This is a genomic window from Pseudonocardia sulfidoxydans NBRC 16205, assembly GCF_007989085.1.
Lineage (GTDB): Bacteria > Actinomycetota > Actinomycetes > Mycobacteriales > Pseudonocardiaceae > Pseudonocardia > Pseudonocardia sulfidoxydans.
On the sequence record NZ_BJVJ01000012.1, the window covers coordinates 34,579 to 60,446 of the forward strand.

General features: G+C 74.0%; 28 protein-coding genes. 22 read left to right on the forward strand and 6 right to left on the reverse strand.

Features of this window, described 5'->3' with window-relative positions; all coding sequences use genetic code 11:
* The first annotated feature begins 2 nt into the window (after positions 1–2).
* The 3 genes from glmM (at position 3) to PSU4_RS08665 (ending at position 2,102) form a co-directional block, all read left to right on the forward strand.
* Positions 3–1,340 (forward strand): phosphoglucosamine mutase, encoded by a 1,338-nt coding sequence (glmM, locus tag PSU4_RS08655; RefSeq protein WP_147104657.1) that lies wholly within the window; start codon positions 3–5, stop codon positions 1,338–1,340.
* 70 nt (positions 1,341–1,410) lie between these two features.
* On the forward strand, positions 1,411–1,713 hold the full coding sequence (locus PSU4_RS08660) for a hypothetical protein (RefSeq protein WP_147104660.1): 303 nt from the start codon (positions 1,411–1,413) through the stop codon (positions 1,711–1,713).
* On the forward strand, positions 1,710–2,102 hold the full coding sequence (locus tag PSU4_RS08665; protein ID WP_147104663.1) for a hypothetical protein: 393 nt from the start codon (positions 1,710–1,712) through the stop codon (positions 2,100–2,102). The genes PSU4_RS08660 and PSU4_RS08665 overlap by 4 nt, the downstream gene beginning before the upstream one ends.
* A 10-nt stretch (positions 2,103–2,112) precedes the next feature.
* Here PSU4_RS08665 and PSU4_RS08670 read toward each other — a convergent pair whose 3' ends face one another.
* On the reverse strand, positions 2,113–2,943 hold the full coding sequence (locus tag PSU4_RS08670; RefSeq protein ID WP_147104666.1) for a dienelactone hydrolase family protein: 831 nt from the start codon (positions 2,941–2,943) through the stop codon (positions 2,113–2,115).
* Between the two features lie 212 nt (positions 2,944–3,155).
* On the opposite strand from PSU4_RS08670, the gene PSU4_RS08675 reads away from it, so the two are divergent.
* Positions 3,156–3,899 (forward strand): DUF4333 domain-containing protein, encoded by a 744-nt coding sequence (locus PSU4_RS08675; RefSeq protein WP_147104669.1) that lies wholly within the window; start codon positions 3,156–3,158, stop codon positions 3,897–3,899.
* 59 nt (positions 3,900–3,958) lie between these two features.
* Positions 3,959–5,398 carry an NAD(P)H-hydrate epimerase gene (locus PSU4_RS08680; protein WP_147104672.1) on the forward strand — a complete coding sequence of 480 codons (1,440 nt, stop codon included), beginning with the start codon at positions 3,959–3,961 and terminating at the stop codon, positions 5,396–5,398.
* 159 nt (positions 5,399–5,557) lie between these two features.
* Here the strand turns inward: PSU4_RS08680 and PSU4_RS08685 are convergent, their stop codons facing one another.
* Positions 5,558–6,196 (reverse strand): NAD(P)H-dependent oxidoreductase, encoded by a 639-nt coding sequence (locus PSU4_RS08685; RefSeq protein WP_147104675.1) that lies wholly within the window; start codon positions 6,194–6,196, stop codon positions 5,558–5,560.
* Positions 6,197–6,282: 86 nt separating this feature from the next.
* On the opposite strand from PSU4_RS08685, the gene PSU4_RS08690 reads away from it, so the two are divergent.
* From PSU4_RS08690 to tsaD, 8 genes are all read left to right on the forward strand, one after another.
* Entirely contained in the window at positions 6,283–6,792 is a 510-nt protein-coding gene (locus PSU4_RS08690) for a MarR family winged helix-turn-helix transcriptional regulator (RefSeq protein WP_147104678.1), read from the forward strand.
* A 64-nt stretch (positions 6,793–6,856) separates the two neighbouring features.
* Positions 6,857–8,029 carry an alanine racemase gene (gene alr / locus PSU4_RS08695; RefSeq protein WP_147104681.1) on the forward strand — a complete coding sequence of 391 codons (1,173 nt, stop codon included), beginning with the start codon at positions 6,857–6,859 and terminating at the stop codon, positions 8,027–8,029.
* Entirely contained in the window at positions 8,026–9,147 is a 1,122-nt protein-coding gene (locus PSU4_RS08700; RefSeq protein ID WP_147104684.1) for an alpha/beta fold hydrolase, read from the forward strand. The genes alr and PSU4_RS08700 overlap by 4 nt, the downstream gene beginning before the upstream one ends.
* A complete protein-coding gene (gene tsaE, locus PSU4_RS08705; RefSeq protein ID WP_147104686.1) occupies positions 9,144–9,608 on the forward strand; it encodes a tRNA (adenosine(37)-N6)-threonylcarbamoyltransferase complex ATPase subunit type 1 TsaE in 465 nt (154 codons plus the stop codon). Before PSU4_RS08700 ends, tsaE begins: the two co-directional genes overlap by 4 nt.
* Positions 9,605–10,315 carry an HAD family hydrolase gene (locus tag PSU4_RS08710; RefSeq protein WP_147104689.1) on the forward strand — a complete coding sequence of 237 codons (711 nt, stop codon included), beginning with the start codon at positions 9,605–9,607 and terminating at the stop codon, positions 10,313–10,315. The genes tsaE and PSU4_RS08710 overlap by 4 nt, the downstream gene beginning before the upstream one ends.
* 23 nt (positions 10,316–10,338) lie before the next feature.
* Positions 10,339–11,013 carry a tRNA (adenosine(37)-N6)-threonylcarbamoyltransferase complex dimerization subunit type 1 TsaB gene (gene tsaB / locus PSU4_RS08715; RefSeq protein ID WP_147104692.1) on the forward strand — a complete coding sequence of 225 codons (675 nt, stop codon included), beginning with the start codon at positions 10,339–10,341 and terminating at the stop codon, positions 11,011–11,013.
* Positions 11,010–11,471, forward strand: coding sequence for a ribosomal protein S18-alanine N-acetyltransferase (gene rimI / locus PSU4_RS08720; protein WP_147104695.1), 462 nt, complete (start codon positions 11,010–11,012; stop codon positions 11,469–11,471). Before tsaB ends, rimI begins: the two co-directional genes overlap by 4 nt.
* The gene (gene tsaD / locus PSU4_RS08725) at positions 11,468–12,517 is read left to right on the forward strand and encodes a tRNA (adenosine(37)-N6)-threonylcarbamoyltransferase complex transferase subunit TsaD (RefSeq protein WP_147104698.1); all 1,050 of its coding nucleotides are present in this window, start codon (positions 11,468–11,470) and stop codon (positions 12,515–12,517) included. Before rimI ends, tsaD begins: the two co-directional genes overlap by 4 nt.
* Positions 12,518–12,586: 69 nt before the next feature.
* Here the strand turns inward: tsaD and PSU4_RS08730 are convergent, their stop codons facing one another.
* A complete protein-coding gene (locus PSU4_RS08730; protein ID WP_147104701.1) occupies positions 12,587–13,525 on the reverse strand; it encodes an aldo/keto reductase in 939 nt (312 codons plus the stop codon).
* A gap of 22 nt (positions 13,526–13,547) precedes the next feature.
* The gene (locus PSU4_RS08735; protein ID WP_147104704.1) at positions 13,548–14,108 is read right to left on the reverse strand and encodes a zinc ribbon domain-containing protein; all 561 of its coding nucleotides are present in this window, start codon (positions 14,106–14,108) and stop codon (positions 13,548–13,550) included.
* A gap of 238 nt (positions 14,109–14,346) precedes the next feature.
* On the opposite strand from PSU4_RS08735, the gene groES reads away from it, so the two are divergent.
* Together groES and groL are read left to right on the forward strand one after the other, a co-directional pair.
* Positions 14,347–14,637: a co-chaperone GroES gene (gene groES / locus PSU4_RS08740; protein ID WP_013677399.1), complete on the forward strand. Its 291-nt coding sequence runs from the start codon at positions 14,347–14,349 to the stop codon at positions 14,635–14,637.
* A gap of 117 nt (positions 14,638–14,754) precedes the next feature.
* Positions 14,755–16,377: a chaperonin GroEL gene (gene groL, locus PSU4_RS08745; protein WP_147104707.1), complete on the forward strand. Its 1,623-nt coding sequence runs from the start codon at positions 14,755–14,757 to the stop codon at positions 16,375–16,377.
* Between the two features lie 81 nt (positions 16,378–16,458).
* On the opposite strand, the gene PSU4_RS08750 is transcribed toward groL, so the two are convergent.
* On the reverse strand, positions 16,459–16,776 hold the full coding sequence (locus PSU4_RS08750; RefSeq protein ID WP_147104710.1) for a WhiB family transcriptional regulator: 318 nt from the start codon (positions 16,774–16,776) through the stop codon (positions 16,459–16,461).
* A 133-nt stretch (positions 16,777–16,909) separates the two neighbouring features.
* Between PSU4_RS08750 and PSU4_RS08755 the strand changes: the two genes are divergently transcribed.
* The 5 genes from PSU4_RS08755 (at position 16,910) to PSU4_RS08775 (ending at position 22,583) form a co-directional block, all read left to right on the forward strand.
* A complete protein-coding gene (locus PSU4_RS08755) occupies positions 16,910–17,917 on the forward strand; it encodes a MerR family transcriptional regulator (protein WP_186816820.1) in 1,008 nt (335 codons plus the stop codon).
* Positions 17,918–17,949: 32 nt separating this feature from the next.
* A complete protein-coding gene (locus PSU4_RS08760; protein WP_147104714.1) occupies positions 17,950–19,206 on the forward strand; it encodes a hypothetical protein in 1,257 nt (418 codons plus the stop codon).
* Positions 19,207–19,372: 166 nt separating this feature from the next.
* The gene (locus PSU4_RS08765; RefSeq protein ID WP_013677394.1) at positions 19,373–19,969 is read left to right on the forward strand and encodes a response regulator transcription factor; all 597 of its coding nucleotides are present in this window, start codon (positions 19,373–19,375) and stop codon (positions 19,967–19,969) included.
* A gap of 674 nt (positions 19,970–20,643) precedes the next feature.
* Entirely contained in the window at positions 20,644–21,216 is a 573-nt protein-coding gene (locus tag PSU4_RS08770; protein ID WP_147104717.1) for a sigma-70 family RNA polymerase sigma factor, read from the forward strand.
* Between the two features lie 2 nt (positions 21,217–21,218).
* Positions 21,219–22,583, forward strand: coding sequence for an anti-sigma-D factor RsdA (locus PSU4_RS08775; protein WP_147104719.1), 1,365 nt, complete (start codon positions 21,219–21,221; stop codon positions 22,581–22,583).
* A 53-nt stretch (positions 22,584–22,636) separates the two neighbouring features.
* Here PSU4_RS08775 and PSU4_RS08780 read toward each other — a convergent pair whose 3' ends face one another.
* Positions 22,637–22,993 (reverse strand): DUF5319 domain-containing protein, encoded by a 357-nt coding sequence (locus PSU4_RS08780; protein ID WP_147104829.1) that lies wholly within the window; start codon positions 22,991–22,993, stop codon positions 22,637–22,639.
* A gap of 204 nt (positions 22,994–23,197) precedes the next feature.
* Between PSU4_RS08780 and guaB the strand changes: the two genes are divergently transcribed.
* Both guaB and PSU4_RS08790 read left to right on the forward strand, forming a co-directional pair.
* Complete coding sequence (guaB, locus tag PSU4_RS08785; RefSeq protein ID WP_147104722.1) at positions 23,198–24,703, forward strand: IMP dehydrogenase; 1,506 nt, start codon at positions 23,198–23,200, stop codon at positions 24,701–24,703.
* Between the two features lie 19 nt (positions 24,704–24,722).
* On the forward strand, positions 24,723–25,847 hold the full coding sequence (locus PSU4_RS08790; RefSeq protein WP_147104725.1) for a GuaB3 family IMP dehydrogenase-related protein: 1,125 nt from the start codon (positions 24,723–24,725) through the stop codon (positions 25,845–25,847).
* The last annotated feature ends 21 nt before the right edge of the window (positions 25,848–25,868 follow it).

Below are 25,868 nucleotides of genomic sequence, written 5' to 3' on the forward strand. Positions count from 1 at the left end.
GGATGCGTCGTCTCTTCGGAACCGACGGCGTCCGGGGCCTGGCCAACGGCGAGCTCCTCACTCCGGAGCTCGCCGTGGCTGTGTCGGCCTCGGCCGCCCGCGTCCTCGCCGCCCACGACCGGTCGCACCGGCCGGTCGCCGTCGTGGGCCGGGACCCCCGGGCCAGCGGCGAGATGCTCGAGGCCGCGGTCGTCGCCGGCCTCACGTCCGCGGGCGCCGACGCCGTGCGCGTCGGTGTCGTGCCGACCCCCGCGGTCGCGCACCTGGTCGCGGAGCTGGGCGCCGATCTCGGCGTCATGATCTCCGCGTCGCACAACCCGATGCCCGACAACGGCATCAAGCTGTTCGCGGCGGGTGGGCACAAGCTGCCCGACGAGGTCGAGCTGGAGATCGAGGCGGGGCTGACCCCGCCGGCGACCCGGCCGACCGGTGCCGCTGTCGGCCGCGTCCGCGACCTGCCCGACGCGATCGCCCGCTACGGCGCGCACCTCGTCGCCGCCACCCCCGTCTCGCTGGTCGGGATCCGCGTCGTCGTCGACTGTGCGCACGGCGCCGCCTCGGTGGCCGCGCCGGAGGCCTACGCCAAGGCGGGTGCCGACGTCGTCGCGATCAACGCCGCCCCCGACGGCCTCAACATCAACGACGGCGTGGGCTCCACCCACCTCGGCCCGCTGCGGGCGGCCGTGCTCGCGCACGGCGCCGACCTGGGCATCGCCCACGACGGCGACGCCGACCGCTGCCTCGCCGTCGACGCCGGCGGCAACGACGTCGACGGCGACCACATCATGGCCGTCCTCGCGGTCGCGATGCGCGACGCGGGCGAGCTGGTCGACGACACCCTCGTCGCGACCGTCATGAGCAACCTCGGGCTGCACCTGGCGATGCGTGCGCAGGGCATCACGCTGCGCACCACCGGCGTCGGCGACCGCTACGTCCTCGAGGACCTGCGGGCGGGCGGCTACAGCCTGGGCGGCGAGCAGTCGGGGCACGTCGTGCTGCCCGGCCACGCCACCACCGGCGACGGCCTGCTCACCGCGATGCGGCTGATGGCCCGCATGGCGTCGACGGGATCGTCGCTGGCCGAGCTGGCCGGGGTCATGACGTCGCTGCCGCAGGTGCTGGTCAACGTGCCGGTCGGCGACAAGGACACGGTCGCCGCGTCCGAGTCGGTGCGGGTCGCCGTCGCGGCGGCCGAGGCGGCCCTGGGCGACACCGGTCGGGTGCTGCTGCGCCCCTCGGGCACCGAGCAGCTGGTGCGGGTGATGGTCGAGGCCCCGACCGCCGAGACCGCGGAGCGGACCGCCGCGGACCTGGCCGAGGTCGTCGCCGCCGCGTCCTGATCCGTTCGCGATCGCGACCGGTTCCCGCCGGTCGCGACCGCGGCGGCCCGAGTGCTGGAACGATCGCCGCATGGTCGACGTCCACCTCGATCCCGAGCGACTGCGGGGCCACGCGCGCCGCGTTGAAACGCTGGCCGACGGGTTGGCGCGAGGACGGCGGGACGTCGACCGGGCGCGCCCCGGCGACCGTGCCGAGCTCGATCGGATCACCGGAGACGTCGGCAGGGTGGCCGACCGGCTGACAGTGCTCGCCGCGGAGCTGCGTGCCGCGGCACGGGCCGCGGAGGAGGCCGACCGGGCGCAGCGCGAGGTCGTGGTGCGGCTGGCGGGCGACTCGCCGATCGTGGACGCGCTCGCCGGCCGTGTCACGTGACGACTCCGGAGCCCGAGGTGGCGGCCGACCAGCTCGACGAGGCAGCCCGGCTGCTCGGCTCCTACGCCGGCGAGCTGCGCGAGGCGTGGGCGTCGCTGCGGGCGCTCGTCGCCGACGTCGCCGCCGACTGGTCCGATCCGACGGGAACGTCGTGGGTCGACCGGGCCGACCTGCTGCGCCGCGACCTCGAACGGCACGCCGACGACGCCGCCGACCTCGCGGCCCGCGCCACCCGCGCGGCCGCCGACGTGACCCGCACGGCCGCCGACCCCGCGGCCGGGCCGGTGCCGGCCGGGCCGATACAGGCCGGGCCGGTGCTCGCCGGGACCGACGGCCGCCGGGTGCTCCCGGGTGCCGGGATGCGGATCGCGACCCTGCCCGAGCGCTGAACCCCCGGCGTCAGGGGGTGCGGACCAACAGCTCCGTGCCCGGGACCTTCCCGTCGACGAGCACGTCGACCCGGTCCTCCTCACACAGGTGGTGCAGCAGGAACGCCGTCATCAGCGCGGTCGCCAGGCGTCGTGACTTGCCGTCCCGGTTCGTGGCCAGGATCAGGTCGCTCCAGTGCATGCCCTCGAGGAACGCTGTGTGCCCGGCTTTGGGCAACGTCCGCACCGTCACCGGGCCACCCGCCGCCTGCGTGATCGGCTCCGCGTGACCGGCCGGCGGCGCGACCGTGTCCTGCCCGGCTACGACGTGCAGCGTCGGCACCGTGACCGCCTTCGCCGCCTCGACCGCCGACGGCTTGGTCTGCGCGGGCGCCAGCGTCACGACGGCCGCGGCGCGCGGGTGCGTGGCCGCCGCCAGCAGCGCGGCCCCACCCCCGATGCCGTGGCCCGCGAACGCCATCCGGCGGCTGTCGACGCTGATGTGCCCGTCGCCCAGGCGGACCCCGGCGCAGGTGTCGAGCGCGGTGCGCAGGTCGGCGGAGAAACGGGCGTGGCTCGCGAACGGGCCGCGGTGCGACGACGGCGCCGCCACCACGAACCCCCACGACGCCAGGTGGCGCAGCAGCTCGGTGTAGCGGGTGGCGGGCTGGAGCCAGTCGTGCCCGAACGCGACCGCGGGCAGCCCCAGGCCCTGGGCCGGGGCGAACACCACGCCGGGGACGCCGACGAGGCCGAGGTCGCCGCGGAGCACCGCGTTGGGCCCCGGTCGCGACAGCTGCGCGACGGCATCCTTCGCGCCGCGGGTCGGCTCGGGCCGGGTGAACGTGCTGGTCCGCGTCACCGCAGCACGGTACCGCCGACGATCACCGCCCGCCCACTCCGGGCGTGCCCCGACCGGGGCCTGTGCGGGAGGGGCCGGATGGCAGGGTGACGCCGAACCGTCATGGTCGCTTCCGTCGAGGGTGGTGCCAGTACCCCTGTCGGCGAAGCTGATCATCTCTACGGTGTCCTACGGGACGGGCCGAGCCGGCCCGCAACGACGAGGAGATCACGATGACGTCCAGGCTGGTCCGCTTTCTCGCCGCGACGGGCACGGCGGCGGCCGTGGTCCTCGGCCTGAGCGCCTGTGGTGTGAGCGTCGCGAAGGCCGACCTCGCGCAGTCGGTCACCGGCAAGCTCTCCGAGCAGCAGGTCGACGCGAAGAACATGACCTGCCCCGACGATCTCAAGGGGGAGAAGGGCGCCACGGTCACCTGCCAGTACACGACGGCCGACGGCCAGCCGGTCGACGTCGTCGTCACCGTCGACGCGGTCGAGGGCTCGACCGTCAACTACACCGCGAAGCCGAAGGCGCGCCCGCTGGTGCCCGCGGTCCTCGCGAAGTCGGTGACCTCGGACCTGGCGAAGCAGAACGTCCAGGCCTCCGACCTGACCTGCCCCTCGGAGCTGCAGCCGCAGAACGGCCAGTCCATCGAGTGCACGTTCACCTCGGGCGGCCAGCCCGTCGGCGCGAAGGTCACCGTGACCGAGGTGCAGGACGCGAACGTCAGCTACAACGTCGAGCTCGTCGCCCGCCCGGTCGGCAAGGACCTGCTGCAGACGACCCTCACCGAGCAGATCGGTCAGGCCGCCGGTGTCAGCGTCGAGTCCACGACCTGCACCGACGACCTCCAGCCGCAGGTCGGCTCGCGGTCGACGTGCACCGTCGTCGCCCCCGGTGAGGAGGTCGCGTTCGACGTGACCGTCACCGCGGTCGACCAGGGCCTGGTCAAGTTCAGCTGGGTCCCGCAGGCCTGATCCGTCCGTTCGTGGGTGCGGCCCGGCGCTGTGCGCCGGGCCGCATTACGTTGCGGGGCGTGAGAGGCGTCTTCACCGCGCAGCAGGTCCGCGACACCGAGCGTGTCCTCATCGACCGGCTCCCCGCGGGCGCGTTGATGCGGCGGGCGGCGTTCGGGCTGGCCGTGCACCTCGTCCGCATCCTGCGGGAGCGGGTGGGGCACGTGGCGGGCGCGCGGGTGGTGCTGCTCGTCGGCGCCGGGGACAACGGTGGCGACGCCCTGTGGGCCGGCGCCGAGCTTCGCCGCAGGGGTGTGGCGGTGACGGCGGTGCTCCTGGCTCCCGACCGTGCGCATCGCGCCGGGTCGGCGGCGCTGCGCGCGGCCGGTGGCCGGACGGTGACCGACGGGGCGGGCCTCCTGCGCGGAGCGGACCTGGTCGTCGACGGGATCGTCGGCATCTCGGGGCGGGGTGCATTGCGCGATCCCGCACCGGCCCTGGTCGACGAGGCCGCGGCCGCGAACATTCCGATCGTCGCCGTGGACCTCCCGAGCGGCGTCGACACCGACACCGGCGCGGTCGTGGGCCCGGCCGTCACCGCGGCCGAGACGGTGACGTTCGGGGCGCTGAAGCCGGTGCACGTGCTCGCGGCGGCACGCTGCGGGGCGGTGCACCTCGTCGACATCGGGCTGGGCCCGCTGCTCCCGGAGCCGCGCGCGCGTGTCCTGGACGACGCCGACGTCGCGGCCGGCTGGCCGCTGCCCGGCCCGACCGACGACAAGTACACCCAGGGCGTCACCGGGATCGCGGCCGGGTCGTCGACCTACCCGGGTGCGGCGGTGCTGGCCACGGGTGCGGCGGTGCTGGCGACGAGCGGCATGGTCCGTTACGCGGGCTCGGCCGCCGACGGGGTGCGCGCCCGGCGGCCGGAGGTCGTCGCCACCGACGCGTTGGGCGACGCGGGCCGGGTCCAGGCGTGGACGGTCGGCCCCGGCCTGGGGACCGACGCCGCCGGCCGCGAGGCCCTGGCCGCGGTGATCGCCCAGGGTGTTCCGCTGTGCGTCGACGCGGATGCGATCACGTTGCTGGGCGAGCACGCCGACCTGCGCGGCGCGGTCCGCGGGAAGCCGGTGATCGTGACGCCGCACGACCGGGAGTTCGCCCGGATCGCCGGGGAGGTGGGTGATGACCGGATCGGCGCCGCCCGCCGCGCCGCCGCCGAGCTCGGCGTGACGGTGCTGCTCAAGGGCAACGCGACGGTCGTCGCAAGTCCGGGGGGTGTCGTGTTCGTGCATCCGTCGGCGGGGTCGTGGGCGGCGACGGCCGGGTCGGGTGACGTGCTGTCGGGCATCGTGGGGGCGTTGTTGGCGGCGGGTCGTGAGCCGGTGTGGGCGGGGGCGGCGGCGACGCACGTCCATGGCGTCGCCGCGGCCCTGGCGGCGCGCGGCGCCCCGGCCCCGGCGTCGGAGATCGAGGCCCACATCCCGGATGCGATCCGCGCCCTGGCCACGGGGGACTGACCGCGCGCAACCTGACGGTCCTCGACGCGCATCGGCAGCGCAGTGAGGTTGCGCGCGAACGATCGGCGCGCGGCGTCGGGCACACATCCGTGGCCGGACACAGCCGGGAGGGTCGTGAGCGGCAATAGTCGCTATAGCGACTATTGCCGCTCACAGGGTTCAGGCGGCGAGGGCCTTGCCTGCCTCCCGGGCCGAGGCGAGGGCGCCCTGGTGCATGTCGGCGGCGAGGTCGGCGAAGTCGTCGAGGGCCGGGTTGACGCCCACGAGGGTGAACTCGCGCTCGACGACGGTGAGGTCGGCGCCCCAGACGTCGGCGAGGATGCGACGCAGGTAGTCGGTGGAGTGGTCCCAGCCCTCGCGGGGTGTGCCGCCGCCGTAGGCCCCGCCGCGCACGGTGCACAGGACGACCGGCTTGCCCGCGAGCAGCGGGTCGGAGCCTGCGGCGGCGCGCGGGTCGGTGATGACGAGGTCCATCCACGTCTTGACGTGCTGGGACACGCCGAAGTTGTAGAGCGGGACGGCGAGGAGGACGGCGTCGGCGGCGAGGAGCTCGTCGACCAGTGTCGCGGCGAGGGCGACGGCCGCCTGCTGGTCGGCGCTGCGCTCGTCCGCGGGGGTCTGGCTCCCGGTGATCGCGTGCCCCCACGCGGAGGCGGGCAGGACGTCGATGCCGATGTGGCGACGCTCGACGGCGTCGCCGGGGTGGGCGGCGACCCATTCGGCCTCGACGATGTCGGCGATCTCGCGGCTGGCCGACCCCTCGGTGCGAATGCTGGCGTCGAGGCGGAACAGGGTCATGGCGTACTCCCGGATTGACTTCAAGGTTGAACCAAGCATCGATCACTTCACGCTTGAAGTCAAACGGAATCTCGTACGCTGGCCGCATGGCCGCCACGCCGCACTGGCTCTCCGAGGAGGAACAGCAGGCGTGGGTCGCCGTCGCGCAGCTGGTCCTGCAGCTGCCCAGCGCGCTCGACGCCCAGCTCCAGCGCGACTCGGACGTCAACCTGTTCGAGTACCTCACGCTCAGCAGGCTCTCGATGACCCCCGACCGGCTGCTGCGGATGAGCGCGCTCGCCGAGCTGACGGGTGGTTCGCTGTCGCGGCTGTCCAACGTCGTCAAGCGGCTCGAGCAGCGAGGCTTCGTCCGGCGTGAACCCGACCCGGCCGACGGCCGCTACACCAACGCGATCCTGACCGCCCAAGGCTGGGAGAAGGTCGTCGCCGCGGCTCCGGGGCACGTGGCGGCGGTCCGGCACCTGGTCCTCGACCCGCTCGGGCCCGCCCAGATCGCCGCTCTCGGCGAGATCGGCGAGCAGTTGCGCACCCACGTCCGCGGCGAGTGCGACAGGGCGGCCCACGCCGACGCCGCCCGCTCCGACACCGACTGCTGACCCGGGAGTGCGAGCGCAGCCGCACCCACGGACGGGGCCGGGCCCCGGGTGCGATGATGCGGGCGTGGCACAGCCGAGACCGTCCGACCCCGGACCGCGGGCCGAGGTGGTCGTCGATCTCGCGGCGGTGCGGCACAACGTCGGGCTCCTGTCGCGGACGGCGGCGGACTCGGGGGCGGCGACGATGGTCGTCGTCAAGTCCGACGGCTACGGCCACGGCGCGCCCGACATCGCGCGCACGGCCCTGCGCTCCGGTGCCAGCTGGCTCGGCGTGTGCACGCTCGACGAGGCACTCGCGTTGCGCGACAACGGGATCGACGCCCCCTTGCTGTCGTGGCTGCACCTGCCCGACGAGGACTTCGCCCCCGCGGTGGCGGCGGACGTCGACCTGTCGGTGTCGTCGCACGCCCACCTCGACGCGGTGCTCGACGGCGCCCGCCGCGCGGGCCGCCCCGCGCGCGTCCACCTGAAGATCGACACCGGGCTCGGTCGCAACGGCTGCACCGGCGACGACTGGCCGGACCTGGTCGACGCGGCGGCGAAGGCGGCCGCGGCGGGTCGGTGCGAGGTCGTGTCGGTGTGGTCGCACCTGGCGTTCGCCGACGTCACGGACCACCCGGTCACCGACGCGCAGGCCGCACGCCTCGACGCGGCCTGGCGCCACGCGCGTGATCGCGGCCTCGCCCCGATGCGCCACCTCGCCAACTCCGCGGCGACCATGGCACGCCCCGACCTGCACTACGACCTCGTCCGCCCCGGCATCGCGGTGTACGGGCTCGACCCGTTCGACCGGCCGGTCGGCGAGAGCCCGCTACGGCCGGCGATGACATTGCGCGCCAGGGTCGTCAACGTGAAGAAGGTCCGTGCGGGCGAGGGCGTGTCCTACGGCCACGAGTTCACGACGACCCGCGACACGACGCTCGCGCTGGTCCCGCTGGGCTACGCCGACGGGGTGCCGCGTCGGATGAACTTCGGCGGCCGGATGCGGGTGTGGCTCGGGGGCCGGTCGCGGCCGGTGGTCGGGCGGGTGTGCATGGACCAGGTCGTCGTCGACTGCGGCCCCGACGGCGGGTCGCAGGTGCGGGAAGGCGACGTGGCGGTGCTGTTCGGCCCCGGCGACGGTGGCGCGCCGACCGCCCAGGAATGGGCCGACGAGCTGGGGACGATCCACTACGAGGTCGTCACCGGGGTGCAGTCGCGGCGGATCACGCGAACGGTCGTCGGGGAGAACGTGTGAAACCGAGTGTCTGGCAGACCGTCGGCATCGCGAGCGGTGTCGCCGGGGCCGCGGGAGCCGCGGTCGGTGTGGGTGTCGCGGCCCGGCGCCGCAACAGGATCGCGGCCGACCGTCGCAGGCTGGCGGCGCAGCTGACGTCGACGCCCCCACCGGAGTCGACGCCGCGCAGCGAGGAGTCCTCGGTCACCGCCGACGACGGTGTCCGGCTCTCCTGCGAGGAGATCGAGCCGCCCGACGGGGTCCGGCCGGTGCTGACGGTGGTGCTGGTGCACGGGTTCGCCCTCGACCGGCGGACGTGGTCGCTGCAGACCCCGGTGCTGACGGCGCAGCGGCACCCGGCGTCGCGGATCGTCATGTACGACCAGCGCAGCCACGGCCGTTCGGAGCGGGCCCCGCGGGAGACGTGCACGATCGACCAGCTGGGCCGCGACCTCGACGCGGTGATCCGTGCGCTGGCCCCGGACGGCCCGCTGGTGCTGGTGGGGCACTCGATGGGCGGCATGACGCTGATGGCGCTGGCCGAGCAGCGCCCGGACCTGTTCGCCGAGCGGGTCGCGGGTGTGGCGCTGGTGTCGACGTCGGCGGGGGAGATGGGCAGCGGCGGCCTGGGGGCGGCGCTGTTGTCGCGCAACAACCCGTTGCTGCGCGGCGTCGGCCTGCTGGCCCGGGTGCAGCCCAAGCTGGTCGAGGGGGTGCGGCGCGCGGCGGGCGACCTCATCTGGTCGATCACCCGCAGCTACGCCTACGGTGACCGGTCGGTCGACCCGGCGCTGGTCGACCTCGTCGACACCATGATCGGAGCGAACGCGGTGGACGCCCTCACCGACTTCGTCGACACCCTGGGCAGCCACGACCGGATCGCCGCACTGCCCGCGCTCGCGGGGTGCGAGGTGCTGGTCGCGGCCGGGGACGCCGACAAGATGATCCCGTTCTCCCACAGCGAGCGGATCGCCGGCGAGCTGCCGTCGGCGCGGCTGCTGCGGCTGCCCGGCGTCGGTCACATGCCGATGATGGAGAAGCCGGCGGAGTTCGACGCGGCGCTGGTCGAGCTCGTCGACGCGGCGGCCCGGCGGGCGGCGGCGGGCCGGTCGGTGCGGCGGATGCGGAAGCGGGCATGACGACCGTCTTCGAGGCCGAGCACGTGCTCCCCGAGCCGGCCGACACCGAGGCGCTCGGCGAAGCCCTTGCGGCGCAGCTGAAAGCGGGCGACCTCGTGCTGCTGTCGGGGCCGCTGGGCGCCGGGAAGACCGCCATGACCCGCGGCATCGCGCGCGGCCTCGGGGTCACGGGCGCGGTCACCTCGCCGACGTTCGTCATCGCCCGCGAGCACCGGCCCGGTCCCGGCGGGGCCGGGGTGCCGCTGGTGCACGTCGACGCGTACCGGCTCGGGTCGTCGGGCATCGCGGTCGCCGACGAGCTCGACGACCTCGACCTCGACACCGACCTCACGGCCGCCGTCGTCGTCGTGGAGTGGGGCGAGGGCGTGGCGGAACGGCTGTCGTCGTCGCACGTACTGGTGCAGCTGCAACGACGTCCCGACGACGTGCGGGTCGCCACCGTGCGCCGGGTGCAGGGATGATCAGGGCCGTCATCTTCGACTGGGGCGGCACCCTCACCCCGTGGCGCACGATGGACTTCCGCGCCGGCTGGCGGGCCTACGCGTCGTTGCGGCACGCCGGTGACGACGACCGGGCGGCCGCGCTCGCCGAGGCACTGGCCACGGCCGACAGCGCCCGCTGGACCGCCATCCGCGACGGCGCGCGGGCGTTCACGATCGCCGACGTCCTGGCCGACGCCGCCGCCGACCACCGCGACGACGAACACGCCCACGCCCTGGCCGCCTACCGCGACCACTGGGTGCAGGCCACCCACACCGACCCCGAGGCCGCGCCGATGCTGCGTGCCCTCAAGGAACGGGGCCTGCGGCTGGGCATCCTGTCGTCGACGATGTGGCCCGGCGACTGGCACGACGAGTGGCTGCGCCGCGACGGCGTGCTCGACCTGTTCGACGGCCGCACCTGGTCGAGCGACCTGCCCTTCACCAAGCCGCACCCGCAGGCGTTCCGCGCGGCCATGGACTCCGTCGGTGTCGACGACCCGGCCGCCTGCGTGTTCGTCGGCGACCGCCCCTACGACGACATCAGCGGTGCGAAGGGCGTCGGAATGCGGGCGGTCCTGGTGCCGCACAGCGAGATCCCCGCCGAGCAGCAGGTCCCCGTCGACGTCACGCCCGACGCCGTCGTCCAGCGCCTGTCCGAGCTCCCGGACGTCGTGCGCGGGTGGTGAACGGCGGCTCGTAGGCTGGCCGGGTGCTGGTTCTGGCCCTGGACACCGCGACGTCGACCGTGACGGCGGGGGTCGTCTCGCTTCCCGATTCCGGTAGCCCGGTCGTGAGAGGACAGCGGGTCGCCGCCGACGCGCGCAAGCACGGCGAGCTCCTCATGCCCAACGTGCTCGCCGCGTGCGCCGAGGCCGGCGTCGCACTGCGCGACGTCGACGCCATCGTCACCGGCACCGGGCCCGGCCCGTTCACCGGGCTGCGGGTCGGCATGGTCACCGCCGCCGCGCTCGGCGACGCGCTGGGCAAACCGGTGCACGGCGTCTGCTCGCACGACGCGATCGCCCGCGAGGCGTGCGCAGACCGCTTGAGCGGCAACCTGATCGTGGTCACCGATGCGCGGCGTCGCGAGGTCTACTGGGCCGGCTACGAGGCGGAGGGCGCCCGCGTCACGGGCCCGCACGTCGAGGCCCCCGCGGTGCTCGTCGAGCGGCTCGGCGGGTTCCCGTCGGTCGCCGCGGCGGGGGAGAGGGCCGACGTCACGGGCCTGCCCGTCATCGGTCCCGCGACGGCCGGGGCCGCCGGGCTGGTCGCCGTGGCCGCCGACGCGCTGCGCGCAGGTGCCGACCCCGGCCCGCTGCGCCCGCTCTACCTGCGTCGCCCCGACGCCGTGGAACCGGGGGCCCGCAAACGGGTGAGCGCGTGACGAGCGTTCACGTGGGCCCGCTGCTGCGGGCCGACGCCGAACGCTGCGCCGAGCTGGAGGAGCTGCTCTTCCCCGGCGACGACCCCTGGAGCGCGCAGGCGTTCCGCGACGAGATCGGCGCCGGGCACGTCTACGTCGGCGTCCGCAGCGAGGGGACGCTCGTCGGCTATGCCGGGCTGGCGTTCACCGCGGGCCCGCCGCAGCCCGAGGCCGAGGTGCACACCATCGGCGTCGACCCCGCCCACCAGGGCCGCGGCCTCGGCCGGGTGCTGCTGCACCGCCTGCTCACCCCCGCCGACGAGGTGGGGGCCACGATCTTCCTCGAGGTGCGCACCGACAACGAACCCGCGCGGCGGCTCTACGAGTCCGAGGGGTTCACGGTCGTCGGCGTGCGCAAGAGGTACTACCGGCCCTCCGGGGCCGACGCCTACACGATGCGAAGGGACGCGCGAGCGTGACGAGCGGGCTGGTGCTGGGGATCGAGACGTCGTGCGACGAGACCGGCGTCGGGATCGTGCGCGTCGACGGTGACGGCACGACCACGTTGCTGGCCAACGAGATCTCCTCGAGCGTCGAGGAGCACGCGCGGTTCGGCGGCGTGGTGCCGGAGGTGGCGTCGCGGGCGCACCTGCAGGCGATGGTGCCCGCCGTGCACCGCGCGATGGCGACGGCCGGTGTGACGGCGAAGGACGTCGACGCCGTCGCCGTGACCGCCGGGCCGGGTCTGTCGGGGACGCTGCTCGTCGGCGTCGCCGCGGCCAAGGCCTACGCCGCGGCGTGGGAGGTCCCGCTGTACGGGGTGAACCACCTGGCCGCGCACGTCGCCGTCGACACCCTGCAGAACGGGCCGCTGCCGCCCGCGCTGGCGCTGCTCGTGTCGGGCGGTCACTCCAGCCTGCTGTCGGTGCCCGACCTCGCCGGCCCGGTCACACCGTTGGGCGCGACGATCGACGACGCCGCCGGCGAGGCCTTCGACAAGGTTGCCCGGCTGCTCGGCCTGCCGTTCCCGGGTGGGCCGCACATCGACCGCGTCGCTCGCGACGGGGACCCGAGGGCGATCTCCTTCCCGCGCGGGCTCACCGGCCCACGCGACGCCCCCTTCGACTTCTCCTTCTCCGGGCTCAAGACGGCCGTCGCCCGCCACGTCGAGGCGCTGGAGCGGACCGGGACGCCGATCCCGGTCGCCGACGTCGCCGCGAGTTTCCAGGAGGCCGTGGTCGACGTCCTCACCGCCAAGGCGGTGAAGGCCGCGCGCGAGCACGGGATGGAGATCCTGTGCCTGGGCGGTGGGGTCGCCGCCAACTCACGGCTCCGCGCGCTGGCGCAGGAGCGTTGCGACGCGGCAGGTCTCGTCCTGCGGGTGCCCAAGCCCGTGCTGTGCACCGACAACGGCGCGATGGTCGCGGCGCTGGGCGCGCACCTGCTCGCCCGCGACGCCACCCCCTCGTCGCTCGACCTCCCCGCCGACTCGTCGCTGCCGGTCACCGAGGTCCTGGTCGGCTGAGATCGCCGCAGGTCAGACCTTGTGAGCGGTAATAGTCGCCATAGCGACCATTACCGCTCACAGGGTCGGTCAGGCGCTGCTGACGTGCGACAGCAGGCGCAGCTCGTCGTCGGTCAGCTGCAAGGTCAGCACCGGCAGCAGGTCGGCCAGCTGCTCCGGGGTGCGGGCGCTCGCGATCGGGGCCGCGACCGTCGGCTGCGCCGCCAGCCACGCCAGCGCCACCGCCGCCACCGGCACCTCGTGGCCCGCGGCGATCTCGTCGAGTGCTGCCAGGACGGCGCGGCCGCGGTCGTCGAGGTACTCCAGCGCACCCTCGGCGCGGACGCTGTCGACCGACGGGCCACCGTCGCGGTACTTGCCCGTCAGGAAGCCCTTGGCCAGCGCGTAGTACGGCAGGCACGCGATGTTCTCCGACTCCAGCAGCGGCGCCTGGGACGCCTCGAAGTCGCTCCGCTCCATCAGGTTGTAGTGCGGCTGCACGGCCTCGTAGCGGGGCAGGCCGTCGCGGTCGGAGATCTCCAGCGCCGAGCGCAGCCGCTCCGCGGTGAAGTTCGACGCCCCCAGCGCGCGGACCTTGCCCGCCTTCACCAGCGTCGCGAACGCGTCGAGGGTCTCCTCCTGCGCGACCGACTCGTCGTCGCGGTGCGCGTAGAGCAGGTCGATCCGGTCGGTGCGCAGCCGGCGCAGGCAGTCGTCGGCCGCCTCGGCGATGTTGGCCGCGGACAGGCCCGGCCTGCTCGGCAGGCTGCTCACCTTCGTCGCGATCACGACGTCGTCGCGGTTGCCGCGCGCGGCCATCCAGTTGCCGATGATGGTCTCGGACTCGCCGCCCGAGTTGCCCGGCTTGCGCCAGAAGTAGGAGTCGGCGGTGTCGATGAAGTTGCCGCCCGCCGCCACGTAGGCGTCGAGGACCTCGAACGAGGCGTCCTCGTCGATGGTCCACCCGAACACGTTGCCGCCGAGGCAGAGCCGGGAGACGTCCAGGTCGCTGGAGCCGATCGTCGTCATGGGTCCCAACGTACGACGCCGATCACCGGGCCAGGCTGTTGCCCTCCGGGCCTTCCGTGTGCGACAGGCGTTTCGCGAAACAGTCGTCGCGCAGCAGGTTCTGCTGGTCGCACCACGCGTTGGCCTCCTGCGCGGTCGCGAACGGCTGCCCGGCGAGCGTCACCCAGAACCCGCCGCGGCGGAAGCTCGTGTAGTCGTCGGAGCGGACCAGGATCGCCTGCGGGAACCGCGACCGCGACACGGTGAAGTCGGCGAGGATCGACGCCTCGTCGAACGTCCGCCCGTTGACGACGAGTCCCGGCGCCTTCGACCCCAGCTGCGGCACCCACTGCCCGACCAGGCTCTCCGCACGGATGCGGTCGGTGCCGACCTGCCGCTGCAGCGCCTCGGCGGGGTCGCCCGCGGTGAGCGAGCCCGACGACGTCGTGGGCACGGTGCTGCCCGGACCGGGCCCGGGCCCGCCCGCGGCCGGGCCCGCCGCCTGCGCAACGCCGACGACCTCGCGGTGGAGCAGATCGTCGCGCAGCAGGTAGACGGTGAGTGCCGAACCCAGGACCAGCAACGACGCGACGAGCGCGGCCACACCCGTCGCCGTCGAGGCCGGCCGGGACCCCCTCGGCCGGCCCGCGGGACGCGGCGCGGGGCCTTCCTGCGACACGGTCGTCCTCCCGACGTTGAGCGGTTGGCAGTCTCATGGGTAGAGTGCCAGAGCACAGAGCGAACGGGCCGCCCCGGCACCCGCGACGGCGGGGCTCCCGATCGCTCGACACTTGCCAGAGTCAGAATTCGAGTTCGTACCCCATGGAAGGGGAGGTCATCCAGTGGCGAACATCAAGCCGCTCGAGGACAAGATCGTCGTCCAGGCCAGCGAGGCCGAGACCACCACCGCCTCGGGCATCGTGATCCCCGACACCGCCAAGGAGAAGCCCCAGGAGGGCAAGGTCCTGGCCGTGGGCCCGGGTCGCATCGACGACAACGGCAACCGTGTGCCGCTCGACGTGGCCGTGGGCGACGTCGTCATCTATTCGAAGTACGGCGGCACCGAGGTCAAGTACAACGGCGAGGAGTACCTGATCCTCTCCGCGCGCGACGTCCTCGCGGTCGTCAACTGACACCACCCGGCTGATCTCCGGCCGCATCCACCGCCCCGGCCGACCGTCGACCACTGACCGGTCGCCGGGGCGGTGGTGTGTGGCGGGGCGCCGCACAAGAATTCGAGAGAGGCGAAGATGCCGAAGCAGATCAGCTTCGACGAAGACACGCGCCGTGCGCTCGAGCGTGGGGTGAACCAGCTGGCCGACGCGGTCAAGGTCACCCTGGGCCCGCGCGGCCGGCACGTGGTGATCGACAAGAAGTTCGGCGGCCCGACCGTCACCAACGACGGCGTCACGATCGCCCGCGAGGTCGACCTCGAGGACCCGTACGAGAACCTCGGCGCCCAGCTCGCCAAGACCGTCGCCACCAAGACGAACGACGTCGCGGGTGACGGCACCACCACCGCCACCGTGCTGGCGCAGGCGCTGGTCCGCGAGGGCCTGCGCAACGTCGCCGCCGGTGCGAACCCGACGGCACTGGGCCGGGGCATCGCCGCGGCCGCCGAGAAGGTCGCCGAGTTCCTCAAGGACAAGGCCATCCAGGTCAACGGCGACGAGCACATCGCGCAGGTCGGCACGATCGCCTCGCGCGAGGAGACGATCGGCCAGCTGATCGCCCAGGCGTTCGGCAAGGTCGGCGCCGACGGCGTCGTCACCATCGAAGAGGGATCGACGATGGCGACGGAGCTGGAGATCACCGAGGGTCTGCAGTTCGACAAGGGCTACCTCTCGCCGTACTTCGTCACCGACCCCGAGTCGATGGAGGCCGTGCTGGAGGACGCCTACGTCCTGCTGCACCGCGAGAAGATCAGCGCGATCGCCGACCTGCTCCCGCTGCTGGAGAAGGTCCTGGCCGACGGCAAGCCCCTGCTGATCGTGGCCGAGGACGTCGAGGGCGAGGCGCTGTCCACGCTGGTCGTCAACTCGATCCGCAAGACCGTCCGCGTCACCGCGGTCAAGTCGCCGTTCTTCGGCGACCGCCGCAAGGCGTTCATGGACGACCTCGCCATCGCCACGGGCGGCACGGTCATCAACGCCGAGATCGGCCTCAAGCTGTCCGACTCCGGTCTCGACGTGCTGGGCAAGGTCCGTCGCGCGGTCGTCACCAAGGACGCCACCACCCTCGTCGAGGGTGGGGGCACCAAGGACGCCGTCGAGGGCCGGATCGCGCAGATCAAGGCCGAGATCGAGGCCGCGGACTCCGACTGGGACCGCGAGAAGCTGCAGGAGCGGCTGGCCAAGCTGTCCGGCGGCGTCGCCGTCATCAAGGTCGGCGCGGCCACCGAGACCGAGCTCAAGGAGCGCAAGCACCGCATCGAGGACGCGGTGTCGGCGACCCGGGCCGCGGTCGAGGAGGGCGTCGTCCCCGGCGGCGGTTCCGCGCTCGTGCAGGCCGCCAAGGCCCTCGAGGACGGCATCGGCCTCACCGGCGACGAGGCGACCGGTGTCGCGATCGTGCGCCGCGCGCTGTCGGCGCCGCTCTACTGGATCGCCGCCAACGGTGGTCTCGAGGGCGCGGTCGTGACCTCCAAGGTCGCCGACCAGGAGTGGGGCCACGGCTTCAACGCCGCGACGCTCACCTACTCCGACCTGCTGGCCGACGGTGTCATCGACCCGGTGAAGGTGACCCGCTCCGCGGTCGTCAACGCCGCGTCGATCGCGCGCATGGTCCTCACGACCGAGAGCGCCGTCGTCGACAAGCCGGAGCCGCCGGCGCCCGCCCCCGCGGGTGGCCACGGCCACGGCCACGGGCACTGACCGTCCCGTAGCTCAGCAGCACCGCCGAGGGCGGGTGCGAACCTCGTGTTCGCACCCGCCCTCGTGGCGTTGCCGGGGCCCTTACCGCCGGACCGTCGCGTCCCGCGGCTGCCGCAGCCGACGCTCGCGGGCCTGGAGCACCTCGAGGCGGTCGGCCTCCGAGAGCCCACCCCACACGCCGTAGGGCTCGTGCACGGCCAGGGCGTGCCGGCGGCACTCCTCGACGACCGGGCACGTGCGGCACACGGCCTTGGCCTGCGCCTCCCGGTTGACCTTGGCCGGGCCGCGCTCGCCCTCGGGATGGAAGAAGAACGCGCTGTCCATGCCGCGGCAGGCGCCGCGCATCTGCCAGTCCCAGGTTTCCGACACGGGGACCGGAAGTCGTCGGGTGTCTGCCACGACCCTCACCAGCCTTGTCTGCTCGAACGATGTCGTCGATGCCGAGATACCCGCAGTAAATCGCGCCAAACCCGGTTCAACAAGAGTATCGGCACATGTTTCCGGCTTGACCGCCGGACGGTCGGGACGCACGATGACCGCCGTGGAGGGGGACCCGGACACCGCCGCGCCGATCGCGCTCTCGCTCCCGGTCGCCGCCGTCGCCCGCCGCCTCGGCGTCGCGCCCGCCACCCTGCGCACCTGGGCCCGCCGCTACGGGCTCGAACCCACCGGTCACGTCCCCGGCCGCCACCGCCGCTACACCGCGGGCGACCTCGCACGGCTCGAGATCATGCAGCGCGCCCTGACCCATGGCGCCGGGCCCGCGGAAGCGGCGCGGCTGGCACTCGCCGCGCGCGCGACTGCGCCGACTCCCATCGCCCTCGCCGCAGGCCCCGCGACACACCACGCCGCCGACCCTGCCGTCGCGACAGCCGTCCTCGACGCCCCGGCACCGCGCCGCGGCGGGCGGCTGCTCCGCCTGTCCGACGCCGGACCCGGCGCCCGCGGGCTCGCCCGCGCCGCGTTCGCCATGGACGCCCAGGCCGTGCGGGGAGTCCTCGCCGAATCCGTGGCCGCCGACGGCCTCGTCGTGACCTGGGACGACGTCGCCCGGCCCGTCCTGGTCGCCGTCGCCGAACGCTGGGAGTCCAACGGCCGCGGCGTCGAGATCGAGCACCTCGTCAGCGACTGCGTCACCAGCGTCTACAACGCCCATTCCGTCGGCGCGCCGGTCGACACCGGCCTGCGGCCCGTGCTGCTCGCCGCGATGCCCGGGGAGCTGCACGTCCTGCCCCTGAACGTGCTCTCGGCGGTGCTGGCCGAGCGTGGGCTGCCGTGCCGGCCGCTCGGCGCCGACCTGCCCGCGGTGGCGCTCGTCGACGCGGTCCGCCGCGTCGCCCCCGCCGCGCTCGTGCTGTGGTCGCAGATGGCCGGGTCCGGCGACCCGGAGGTCGTCGAATCCCTGCCACGGACGCGGCCGCGTCACCGCGTGTTCGTCGGCGGCACCGGCTGGGACGGCGTCGCGCTGCCGTCCGCGACGACCCGCCTCACGTCCCTCGCCCAGGCCGCCGACGTGCTGACCAGGGTCGTGGCAGGCTGACCCGGTCCTACCGGGATGCGGCGTTCGGTGCCGTGCCCGGCCGCGTCGTCGCCGTGCCACCCGACGCGACCGCCGCCGACCGCTGGACCGCCGCCGTCGCCCTCGGCGGACAGGGACACTACGCGCGCGCCGCCACGCTGCTGCGCGGCCTGATCCACGACCCGGCGGCGCCGCGGCCCGTCGTCGCCCACGCGGCGGTGACACTGGGCTCGCACCTCCGCCAGCTCGGCGGGCACGCCGCGGCACGCCGGTTCGACGCGCTGGGGCTGCGGCTCGCGACGACCGTGCTGGGTGAGCCGGCTGCCGTCCTGGGCGAGCCGGCTGCCGTGCTGGGTGAGCCGGCTGTCGAGGTGGGCGCGCCCGCTGCCGAGGTGGCCCGCGCGGATGCCCTCACCGGCCTCGCCGCCGACGCGCTCGGCGCCGGTGACCTGCGCGGAGCCCGTGCCCTGCTGGCCCGGGCCGTCGACGCCTGCGCGGCGGCCGAGGCGGCGGCCGAGGCGGCGGCCGAGGCGGTGGACGACCCGGCGGACGACCCGGCGGACGACCCGGTGGGCGACGCGGTGGACGACCCGGCCGGAGCCGGGCGGTCCGCGATCCGCATCGGCTGGGTCGCCGCCGAGCTCGCGCTGCTCGGCGGCGACGCTCCCGCCGCGTCCCGTGCAGCCGACGCCGCCGTCGCACGCGCCGCTCGGAGCCGTTCGTCGCGGCACCGGGTGAAGTCGGCGATCGTGGCCGGCGTGTCGCGCGCGGCCGCCAGACCCGACACCGCCCCGGAAGCCCTCCTCGAACTGGATGCCCTCGCGGCCGCCGCACTACGCCTCGGGCTGCTCCCGCTGCACTGGCCCGCGGCCCTCGCGGCGGCCGATCTGGCGGACCGTCCGGGCGTCGCCGAGGCCGCGGCGGCCATGGCCGCTGCGGGGGTCACGCCCGCTCGCAACTGGGCGGATGCGCTGGGACTCGCGACGGACGCCGAGGTTGCCTGCCGTCCCCCGGACGGCCCTGTGCGGCCACCGGTACGTCGGCGGTACCCGTCCGGGAGGGCCACCCGATCGGCCCTGCCGCCCGCCTCGCACCGACGACCGTCCGACGTCGTCGATCATGCTGGGAACGCAAACGACCGACACGTGAATCGGTCCTCCGATGCGCCGAATGACACGGTGAGCGACGCGCCACGCCGACGACACGCCGCTGCGCGAACGCTCAGCGTCCTCTACTCCCGATCGGACCCGATCGGCAGGCGCCTGATGGGGGAGTCGGCGTGGGTTCCGGGGTGGCGCCGGGTAATGTAATTACTCCGTTCGGACGTTCGTCACCCACATGACGAGTGCCACTCGGCGAAACGCGCTCGAATGGAGGGCACAAACTCGCCCTGATCGTGTCAAGGTGAGGCTGTCACCCGCCGATGCGGAGGGTGACACATCACCCGGCTGCAGGAAGCTGCAGGAAGGAATCGTCGTGACGACGGTACTCATCTGCGACGATCGTCGCAGCGTCCGCGAAGGTCTCACCCGCGTGATGTCCGCGGTGCCGGGGGTGCACCGGATCGACTGTGTGGCTCATGGCGACGAGTTGCTGGCCCGGTTCTCCCGGCAGCCGGTGGACGTCGTCCTGGTCGGGACCCAGCGTGCGGTCCCCACCGGTGTGGAGGCGACGCGACGACTCGTCGCGGCGCACCCGCAGGCCAACGTGATCGTCTTCGGCGCCCCTGACGACGCGGGCAGCATCGCCGCGGCCATCGCGGGCGGAGCACGCGGCTATCTCCGCTGGGACGCGTCCCGGCCGGAGCTCGTCGCCGCTCTCGCCCACACGCTGGCCAGCACCGCGGTCCCCACGCCGCGTACGCCGGCCGACCCGGGCGTCCAGCTCACCGAGCGCGAGCTGCAGGTGCTCCGCGGGATGAGCCAGGGCAAGAGCAACGGCCAGATCGGGCGCGAGCTCTACCTGTCCGAGGACACGGTCAAGACCCACGCGCGGCGGCTGTTCCGCAAGCTCGGTGTCCGCGACCGCGCCCAGGCCGTCGCGCACGGCTTCCGTCGCGGCCTGGTGTCCTGACGTCCGTCCGCCGAGAGGCGGTCGCCCGGCTCCCCCTTGCCGGGCACCCCGGTCCCCGCGTCGGACCCCGAGGCCGACGCGCGACCACGACGGACGCCCGGCGGCGCCCCACGCCGCCCCTGTCCGCTCCGGACGTTCCGGTCGGCTCGAGTTCCCGCCCCAGAGGGCTCGATCCGGCGCACGGGCCGTCCCCTTGCTCCCCACGGGTCGCCGGGTTCTCCGGCGGCCCCGGTCGTGGCCCGCGCCGCGACCCCCGCCCGGGTGACGACCTCCCCGGCTCCGCCGCCGCGCCCCACCGATCGGGTGCGGCCGCTGCGGTCGCGCTCCGTCGCGCTCCTGCCGCACCAGCTCCTGCCGCCCACGAAGAGCGCCCGCCGCGGCCGCCACTCCCACCCCGTAGGTGGCCCGGATCGTGTCCGCGGCCCTGTCGGCAGGTCTGTCCGGCCCAACCCTCCAGGTCCGAACGGCCGGACCACGCGAGAGGATTGCGCCACTCGGCGGCGTGACCTCCCGGCGTCGTCACTCGTTCCCTCGATCGAGGCCTTGCCCGCGGTACGGGCCCGGGCTTCGCTACCGTGTCCGTTGTCGAGGACTCATTACGACACTCTCCGTAGTCGTCCTCACCGAACGGATGATGTCGACCATGTTGCGTAACACCCGGAGCACGGCCTGCGATGAGTGAACCGACAGACGTTCTCGACGAACTCGTGGCATCTGCGATGGCAGGTGACCGGCGGGCCGTCGAACGTGTGCTGGCCATCATCCGGCCGCTGGTCGTGCGCTACTGCCGGGCGCGGCTGGGCCGGGTGGACCGATCGTCCGTCTCGGCGGACGACGTCGCGCAGGAGGTGTGTCTGGCCGTGCTGACGGCCTTGCCCGGCTACCGGGTCCAGGGGCGCCCCTTCCTCGCATTCGTGTACGGCATCGCTTCACACAAGGTGATCGACGCCCACCGGGCCGCCACCCGCAACCGTTCCGAACCCGTCGCCGACGTCCCCGACGCCGTCGAGGTCGCGGACGGTCCCGAGCAGCGCGCACTTCGCGTCGAGCTGTCCGGGGAGATGGCGCGCCTGCTCGAGGTACTACCCGAGAAGCAACGCGAGATCCTCGTGCTGAGGGTCGTCGTCGGACTCTCGGCGGAGGAGACGGCGGAGGCCGTCGGCTCCACACCCGGCGCCGTCCGCGTCGCCCAGCACCGCGCACTCGCCCGATTGCGCAAGTCGATGCCCGAGGAGGAGGTGGTCTAGAGATGAGCGATCGTGAACCCGGCGGTCCCGAGGAGGCCCCCCGCCGCGGCCGTCACCGCCGTCCCGACAGCGCACCCCCGAACGGCTTCCCCCTCGACGGGGTCCCCAACAACGGCGCACCCCGCAACGGCGTCCCGTTCGAGCCCGGTCCGCGCGCCCAGGATCCGCAGGGCCCGTCGCAGCCGCCCGACCAGGGCGGCCGGCGGCACTCCGCGGCCGACCGGCCGGTCAACGGCTCCCACCCCGACGGGTCGCACGGCAACGGCGGGTACAGCAACGGGCGGCACGTCAACGGCACCGGCGGCCCCGCGACGGGCCGGTCGCTGCCCCCCCGTGTCCCGCAGCCCGCCGTCACGCCGCCGGCAGGCGCCGAGGACGCGCCCGACCTGATGGCCGTGCAGTCCGACGACGCCCTCATCGACGCCCTGGCCCGCGGCTACGGCGGCGGCGGGGAGGACGGTGAGGACGACCGGATCGCCGCGATGCTCGCCGCCTGGAAGGCCGAGGTCGACGCCGACCCGATCCCCGAGCTCGTCGACACCGACACCGCGCTCGCGACGATCATGGCCGTCACCGGCGGCCCGGTCGACGTCGACACCACGGTGTTCCCCGTCGTGCAGGCCGACGTCGAGGCCACCGGGCCCCAGGGCCCGGCCGGCGACCCCGCCGACGGTGCGACCGTCACGCCGATGCGCCGGAGCAGACGGCCCGGCAAGAAGGCCCGCCACCTCGTCCCGCTCGTGGGCGCGGCCGCACTGATCGTCGTCGCCGTCACCGGTGTGTCGATCGGGGCGCACGGCGCCCAGCCCGGCGACGCGCTGTTCGGCGTCACAGAGGTCCTCTACACCGAAACCGCGCAGTCGCGGCAGGCGGCGGTCGACGCGCAGGCCGGCATCGCCGCGGTCAAGGAGTCGCTCTCCTCCGGCGACACCAGCGGCGCGGCGCAGCAGCTCACCGCCGTCGAGCAGCTCATGGCCAAGGTGCACCCGGAGGACGGCGCGCCCGTCCTGCAGGCCAACCAGCGGTTCCTGACCATGAAGCTGCAGGAGACGCCGGCCGGGCAGAAGGCCGACCCGGAGGCGCCGCTGCGCGACGGCACGCCGCCGCCCGCGCCGCCGTCGATCCCCGGTACGCCGAGCACGCCCACCGCGCCGCCCACCCCCGGTGGCTCGGTGACGTCGACACCGTCGGCGCCGCCGACGACCTCGACGCAGCCGCCGTCGACCACGGCGGCGCCCACGACGACCCAGTCGCCGTCGGGCACGCCGAAGCCGACGTCGGAGGGCCGGCCCGACCCGTCGTCGACGACATCCGGGCTGGGCTCGACCAGCACGTCCGACCCCACCCCGGTGCCGCAGCCCAGCTGACCCAGCGACGACGAAGGCCCCACCGCGGTGGGGCCTTCGTCGTGTCGGAGGTCTCAGCCGTCGCTGATCGTGGCGTCCGCGTAGCCGCGGCAGTACTCCCACGTCACGTAGTCGGCCGGGTCGGGATCGAACGCGGGCTCGTGCGGGCGCATCTGACCCTCGTCGAGCAGCTGCTGCAGACTGGCCCGCAGGAGGCGCCACTCGTGGAAGTGCTGCTCACCGCAGTCGCCGCAGTCGACGACGATGCCACGCACCCCGCGGCACTCCAGCAGCGCCTGGTAGACGGCGAGATCGGCGAGGTCGGCCACGACCTCCTCGCGCTCGGAGCTGCTCAGCTCGTCGAGGTGTGCGGCGTCGTCGAGGGACAGCGCGGGATCGTGGGGATCCCCCGCGAAGGGGTCCGGAGGCATCGCGTCGGCCGACACGCTCGACACCGTATCCCGCCGGCACCCGCCGCGTGTCCGGACGGAGCAATCCCCGCAGGTGCGCCCGGTGCCGGGTGTGCCGCACGACTCGTCGGTTCGGCCCCGCCCGGCGACCCGGATACGATGGGGTGAGGGCGGCGCCCGGGCCGTCCGCACACGTGCTGACCGGTGAGGGGCTGAAAGCCTGCGATGACCATTGAGACCACCGGACTGCCGCCGAAGTTCGCGATGCTGGGTCTCACGTTCGACGACGTGCTGCTGCTCCCCGCGGAGTCCGACGTCGTCCCGAGCGCTGCCGACACCAGCACCCAGGTGACGCGACGCGTCCGTATCCAGGTGCCCGTCGTGTCCTCGCCGATGGACACCGTGACCGAGTCCCGCATGGCCATCGCGATGGCCCGCGCCGGCGGGCTGGGCGTGCTGCACCGCAACCTGTCCGCCGACGAGCAGGCCGCGCAGGTCGAGGTGGTGAAGCGCTCGGAGGCCGGCATGGTCACCGACCCGGTCACCTGCTCGCCCGACGCCACGCTCGCCGAGGTCGACGCCCTCTGCGCCAAGTACCGCATCTCCGGCGTCCCGGTCGCCGACGCCGACGGCAAGCTCGTCGGCATCATCACCAACCGCGACATGCGGTTCGAGATGGACCACAGCCGGCCCGTCCACGAGGTGATGACGCCCGCGCCGCTGGTCACCGCGCGCGTCGGCGTCACCGCGGAGGCCGCGCTCGGCCTGCTGCGCCGGCACAAGCTGGAGAAGCTGCCGATCATCGACGGCGACGGCATCCTGCGCGGCCTCATCACCATCAAGGACTTCAACAAGACCGAGAAGTACCCGCTCGCCACCAAGGACCCCGACGGCCGGCTCGTCGTCGCCGCGGCCGTCGGTGTCGGCGACGACGCCTACGGCCGCGCGATGGTGCTCGTCGAGGCCGGTGTCGACGTGCTGATGGTCGACACCGCCCACGGCCACTCCAAGCGGGTCCTCGAGACGGTCGCGAAGCTGCGCGCGGAGGTGGGCGACAACGTCGACGTCGTCGGCGGCAACGTCGCCACCCGGGCGGGCGCGCAGGCGCTCGTCGAGGCCGGCGCCGACGCGGTGAAGGTCGGCGTCGGGCCGGGCTCCATCTGCACGACGCGCGTCGTCGCCGGTGTCGGAGCCCCCCAGATCACAGCCATCTACGAGGCGGCGCAGGCCTGTGCCGCCGCGGGCGTCCCGGTGATCGGCGACGGCGGCATCCAGTACTCCGGCGACATCGCCAAGGCCATCGCCGCCGGCGCCTCCAGCGTCATGCTCGGCAGCCTGCTCGCGGGCACCGCCGAGTCGCCGGGGCAGCTGATCCTCGTCGGCGGCAAGCAGTACAAGACCTACCGCGGCATGGGCTCGCTGGGCGCGATGCAGTCCCGCGGCACGGCGAAGTCCTACTCCAAGGACCGCTATGCCCAGGACGACGTGCTCAGCGAGGACAAGCTCGTCCCCGAGGGCATCGAGGGCCGCATCCCGTTCCGCGGGCCGCTGTCGCAGGTCGTGCACCAGCTCGTCGGCGGACTGCGGTCGGGCATGGGCTACGCGGGCGCGCAGACCATCCCCGAGCTGCAGCAGGCCCAGCTGGTGCGCATCACGGCGGCCGGTCTCAAGGAGAGCCACCCCCACGACATCACCATGACCGTCGAGGCGCCCAACTACGCCTCCAAGTAGCCATCTACGCTTGTCACCCGTGCGTGACCTCGTTGAGATCGGGATGGGCCGGACGGCCCGTCGCAGCTACGACCTGCAGCAGATCGAGATCGTTCCGTCGCGGCGGACACGGAGCTCGAAGGAGGTCACGCTCGGCTGGCAGCTCGACGCGTACCGCTTCGAGATCCCGCTGATGACCCATCCCACCGACGCCGTCGTCTCGCCCGCCAGCGCCGTGCGGATCGGACAGCTCGGCGGCCTGCCGGTACTCAACGCGGAAGGGCTGTGGGCCCGGCACGGCGACGCCGACGCCGCCCTCGAACGCGTCCTCGACGCCGCCGACACCGGCGACGAGTCCGCCGCCATCCGGTTGCTGCAGGAGTTGCACGCCGCCCCGATCCAGCCCGACCTGCTCGCCGAGGCGCTCAAGACCGTCCGCGAGGCCGGCGTGACCGTCGCCGTCCGGGTCAGCCCCCAACGCGCCCGCGAGATCACCCCGACGCTGCTGGCCGCCGGTGTCGAGATCCTCGTCGTGCAGGGCACGATCATCTCCGCCGAGCACGTATCCCAGGGCGAGCCGCTCAACCTCGGCGAGTTCATCATGGGCCTCGACGTGCCCGTCGTCGCCGGTGGCGTCGGCGACTACCGCACCGCCATGCATCTCATGCGCACCGGCGCCGCGGGCGTCATCGTCGGCTACGGCGAATCCACCGGCACCACCACCGACGCCGTCCTCGGCATCGGCGTGCCCATGGCCACCGCGATCGTCGACGCCGCCGCCGCCCGCCGCGACTACCTCGACGAGACCGGCGGCCGCTACGTCCACGTCATCGCCGACGGCGGCATGGCCGGCTCCGGCGACATGGCCAAGGCCATCGCCTGCGGTGCCGACGCCGTCATGCTCGGCGAGCAGCTCGCCGCGTCCTCGGAGTCGCCCGCCGGGGGCCTGTACTGGACCTCCTCGGCCGCCCACCCCGCCCTGCCGCGCTCGGAGATCACCGTGCAGGACACCGGCGACCGGACGTTGGAGCAGGTCCTGTTCGGCCCGTCGGACAGCCCCTACGGCGACGTCGCGCTCTTCAGCGCGCTGCGCCGCGCCATGGCCAAGACCGGTTACTCCGACCTCAAGGAGTTCCAGAAGGCCGGCCTGACCGTCCGCGGCTGAGCGACGAAGTCGCACGTCACG

What these genes read in the sequence shown, in the direction of transcription:
- PSU4_RS08775 (WP_147104719.1), top strand. Translation starts at nt 21,219, where the DNA reads ATGAGCGATCGTGAACCCGGCGGTCCCGAGGAGGCCCCCCGCCGCGGC.
- PSU4_RS08710 (WP_147104689.1), top strand. Translation starts at nt 9,605, where the DNA reads ATGATCAGGGCCGTCATCTTCGACTGGGGCGGCACCCTCACCCCGTGG.
- PSU4_RS08685 (WP_147104675.1), bottom strand. Translation starts at nt 6,196, where the DNA reads ATGACCCTGTTCCGCCTCGACGCCAGCATTCGCACCGAGGGGTCGGCC.
- PSU4_RS08660 (WP_147104660.1), top strand. Translation starts at nt 1,411, where the DNA reads ATGGTCGACGTCCACCTCGATCCCGAGCGACTGCGGGGCCACGCGCGC.
- guaB (WP_147104722.1), top strand. Translation starts at nt 23,198, where the DNA reads ATGACCATTGAGACCACCGGACTGCCGCCGAAGTTCGCGATGCTGGGT.
- PSU4_RS08675 (WP_147104669.1), top strand. Translation starts at nt 3,156, where the DNA reads ATGACGTCCAGGCTGGTCCGCTTTCTCGCCGCGACGGGCACGGCGGCG.
- PSU4_RS08755 (WP_186816820.1), top strand. Translation starts at nt 16,910, where the DNA reads ATGACCGCCGTGGAGGGGGACCCGGACACCGCCGCGCCGATCGCGCTC.
- PSU4_RS08730 (WP_147104701.1), bottom strand. Translation starts at nt 13,525, where the DNA reads ATGACGACGATCGGCTCCAGCGACCTGGACGTCTCCCGGCTCTGCCTC.
- PSU4_RS08770 (WP_147104717.1), top strand. Translation starts at nt 20,644, where the DNA reads ATGAGTGAACCGACAGACGTTCTCGACGAACTCGTGGCATCTGCGATG.
- tsaE (WP_147104686.1), top strand. Translation starts at nt 9,144, where the DNA reads ATGACGACCGTCTTCGAGGCCGAGCACGTGCTCCCCGAGCCGGCCGAC.
- PSU4_RS08690 (WP_147104678.1), top strand. Translation starts at nt 6,283, where the DNA reads ATGGCCGCCACGCCGCACTGGCTCTCCGAGGAGGAACAGCAGGCGTGG.
- glmM (WP_147104657.1), top strand. Translation starts at nt 3, where the DNA reads ATGCGTCGTCTCTTCGGAACCGACGGCGTCCGGGGCCTGGCCAACGGC.
- PSU4_RS08780 (WP_147104829.1), bottom strand. Translation starts at nt 22,993, where the DNA reads ATGCCTCCGGACCCCTTCGCGGGGGATCCCCACGATCCCGCGCTGTCC.
- groL (WP_147104707.1), top strand. Translation starts at nt 14,755, where the DNA reads ATGCCGAAGCAGATCAGCTTCGACGAAGACACGCGCCGTGCGCTCGAG.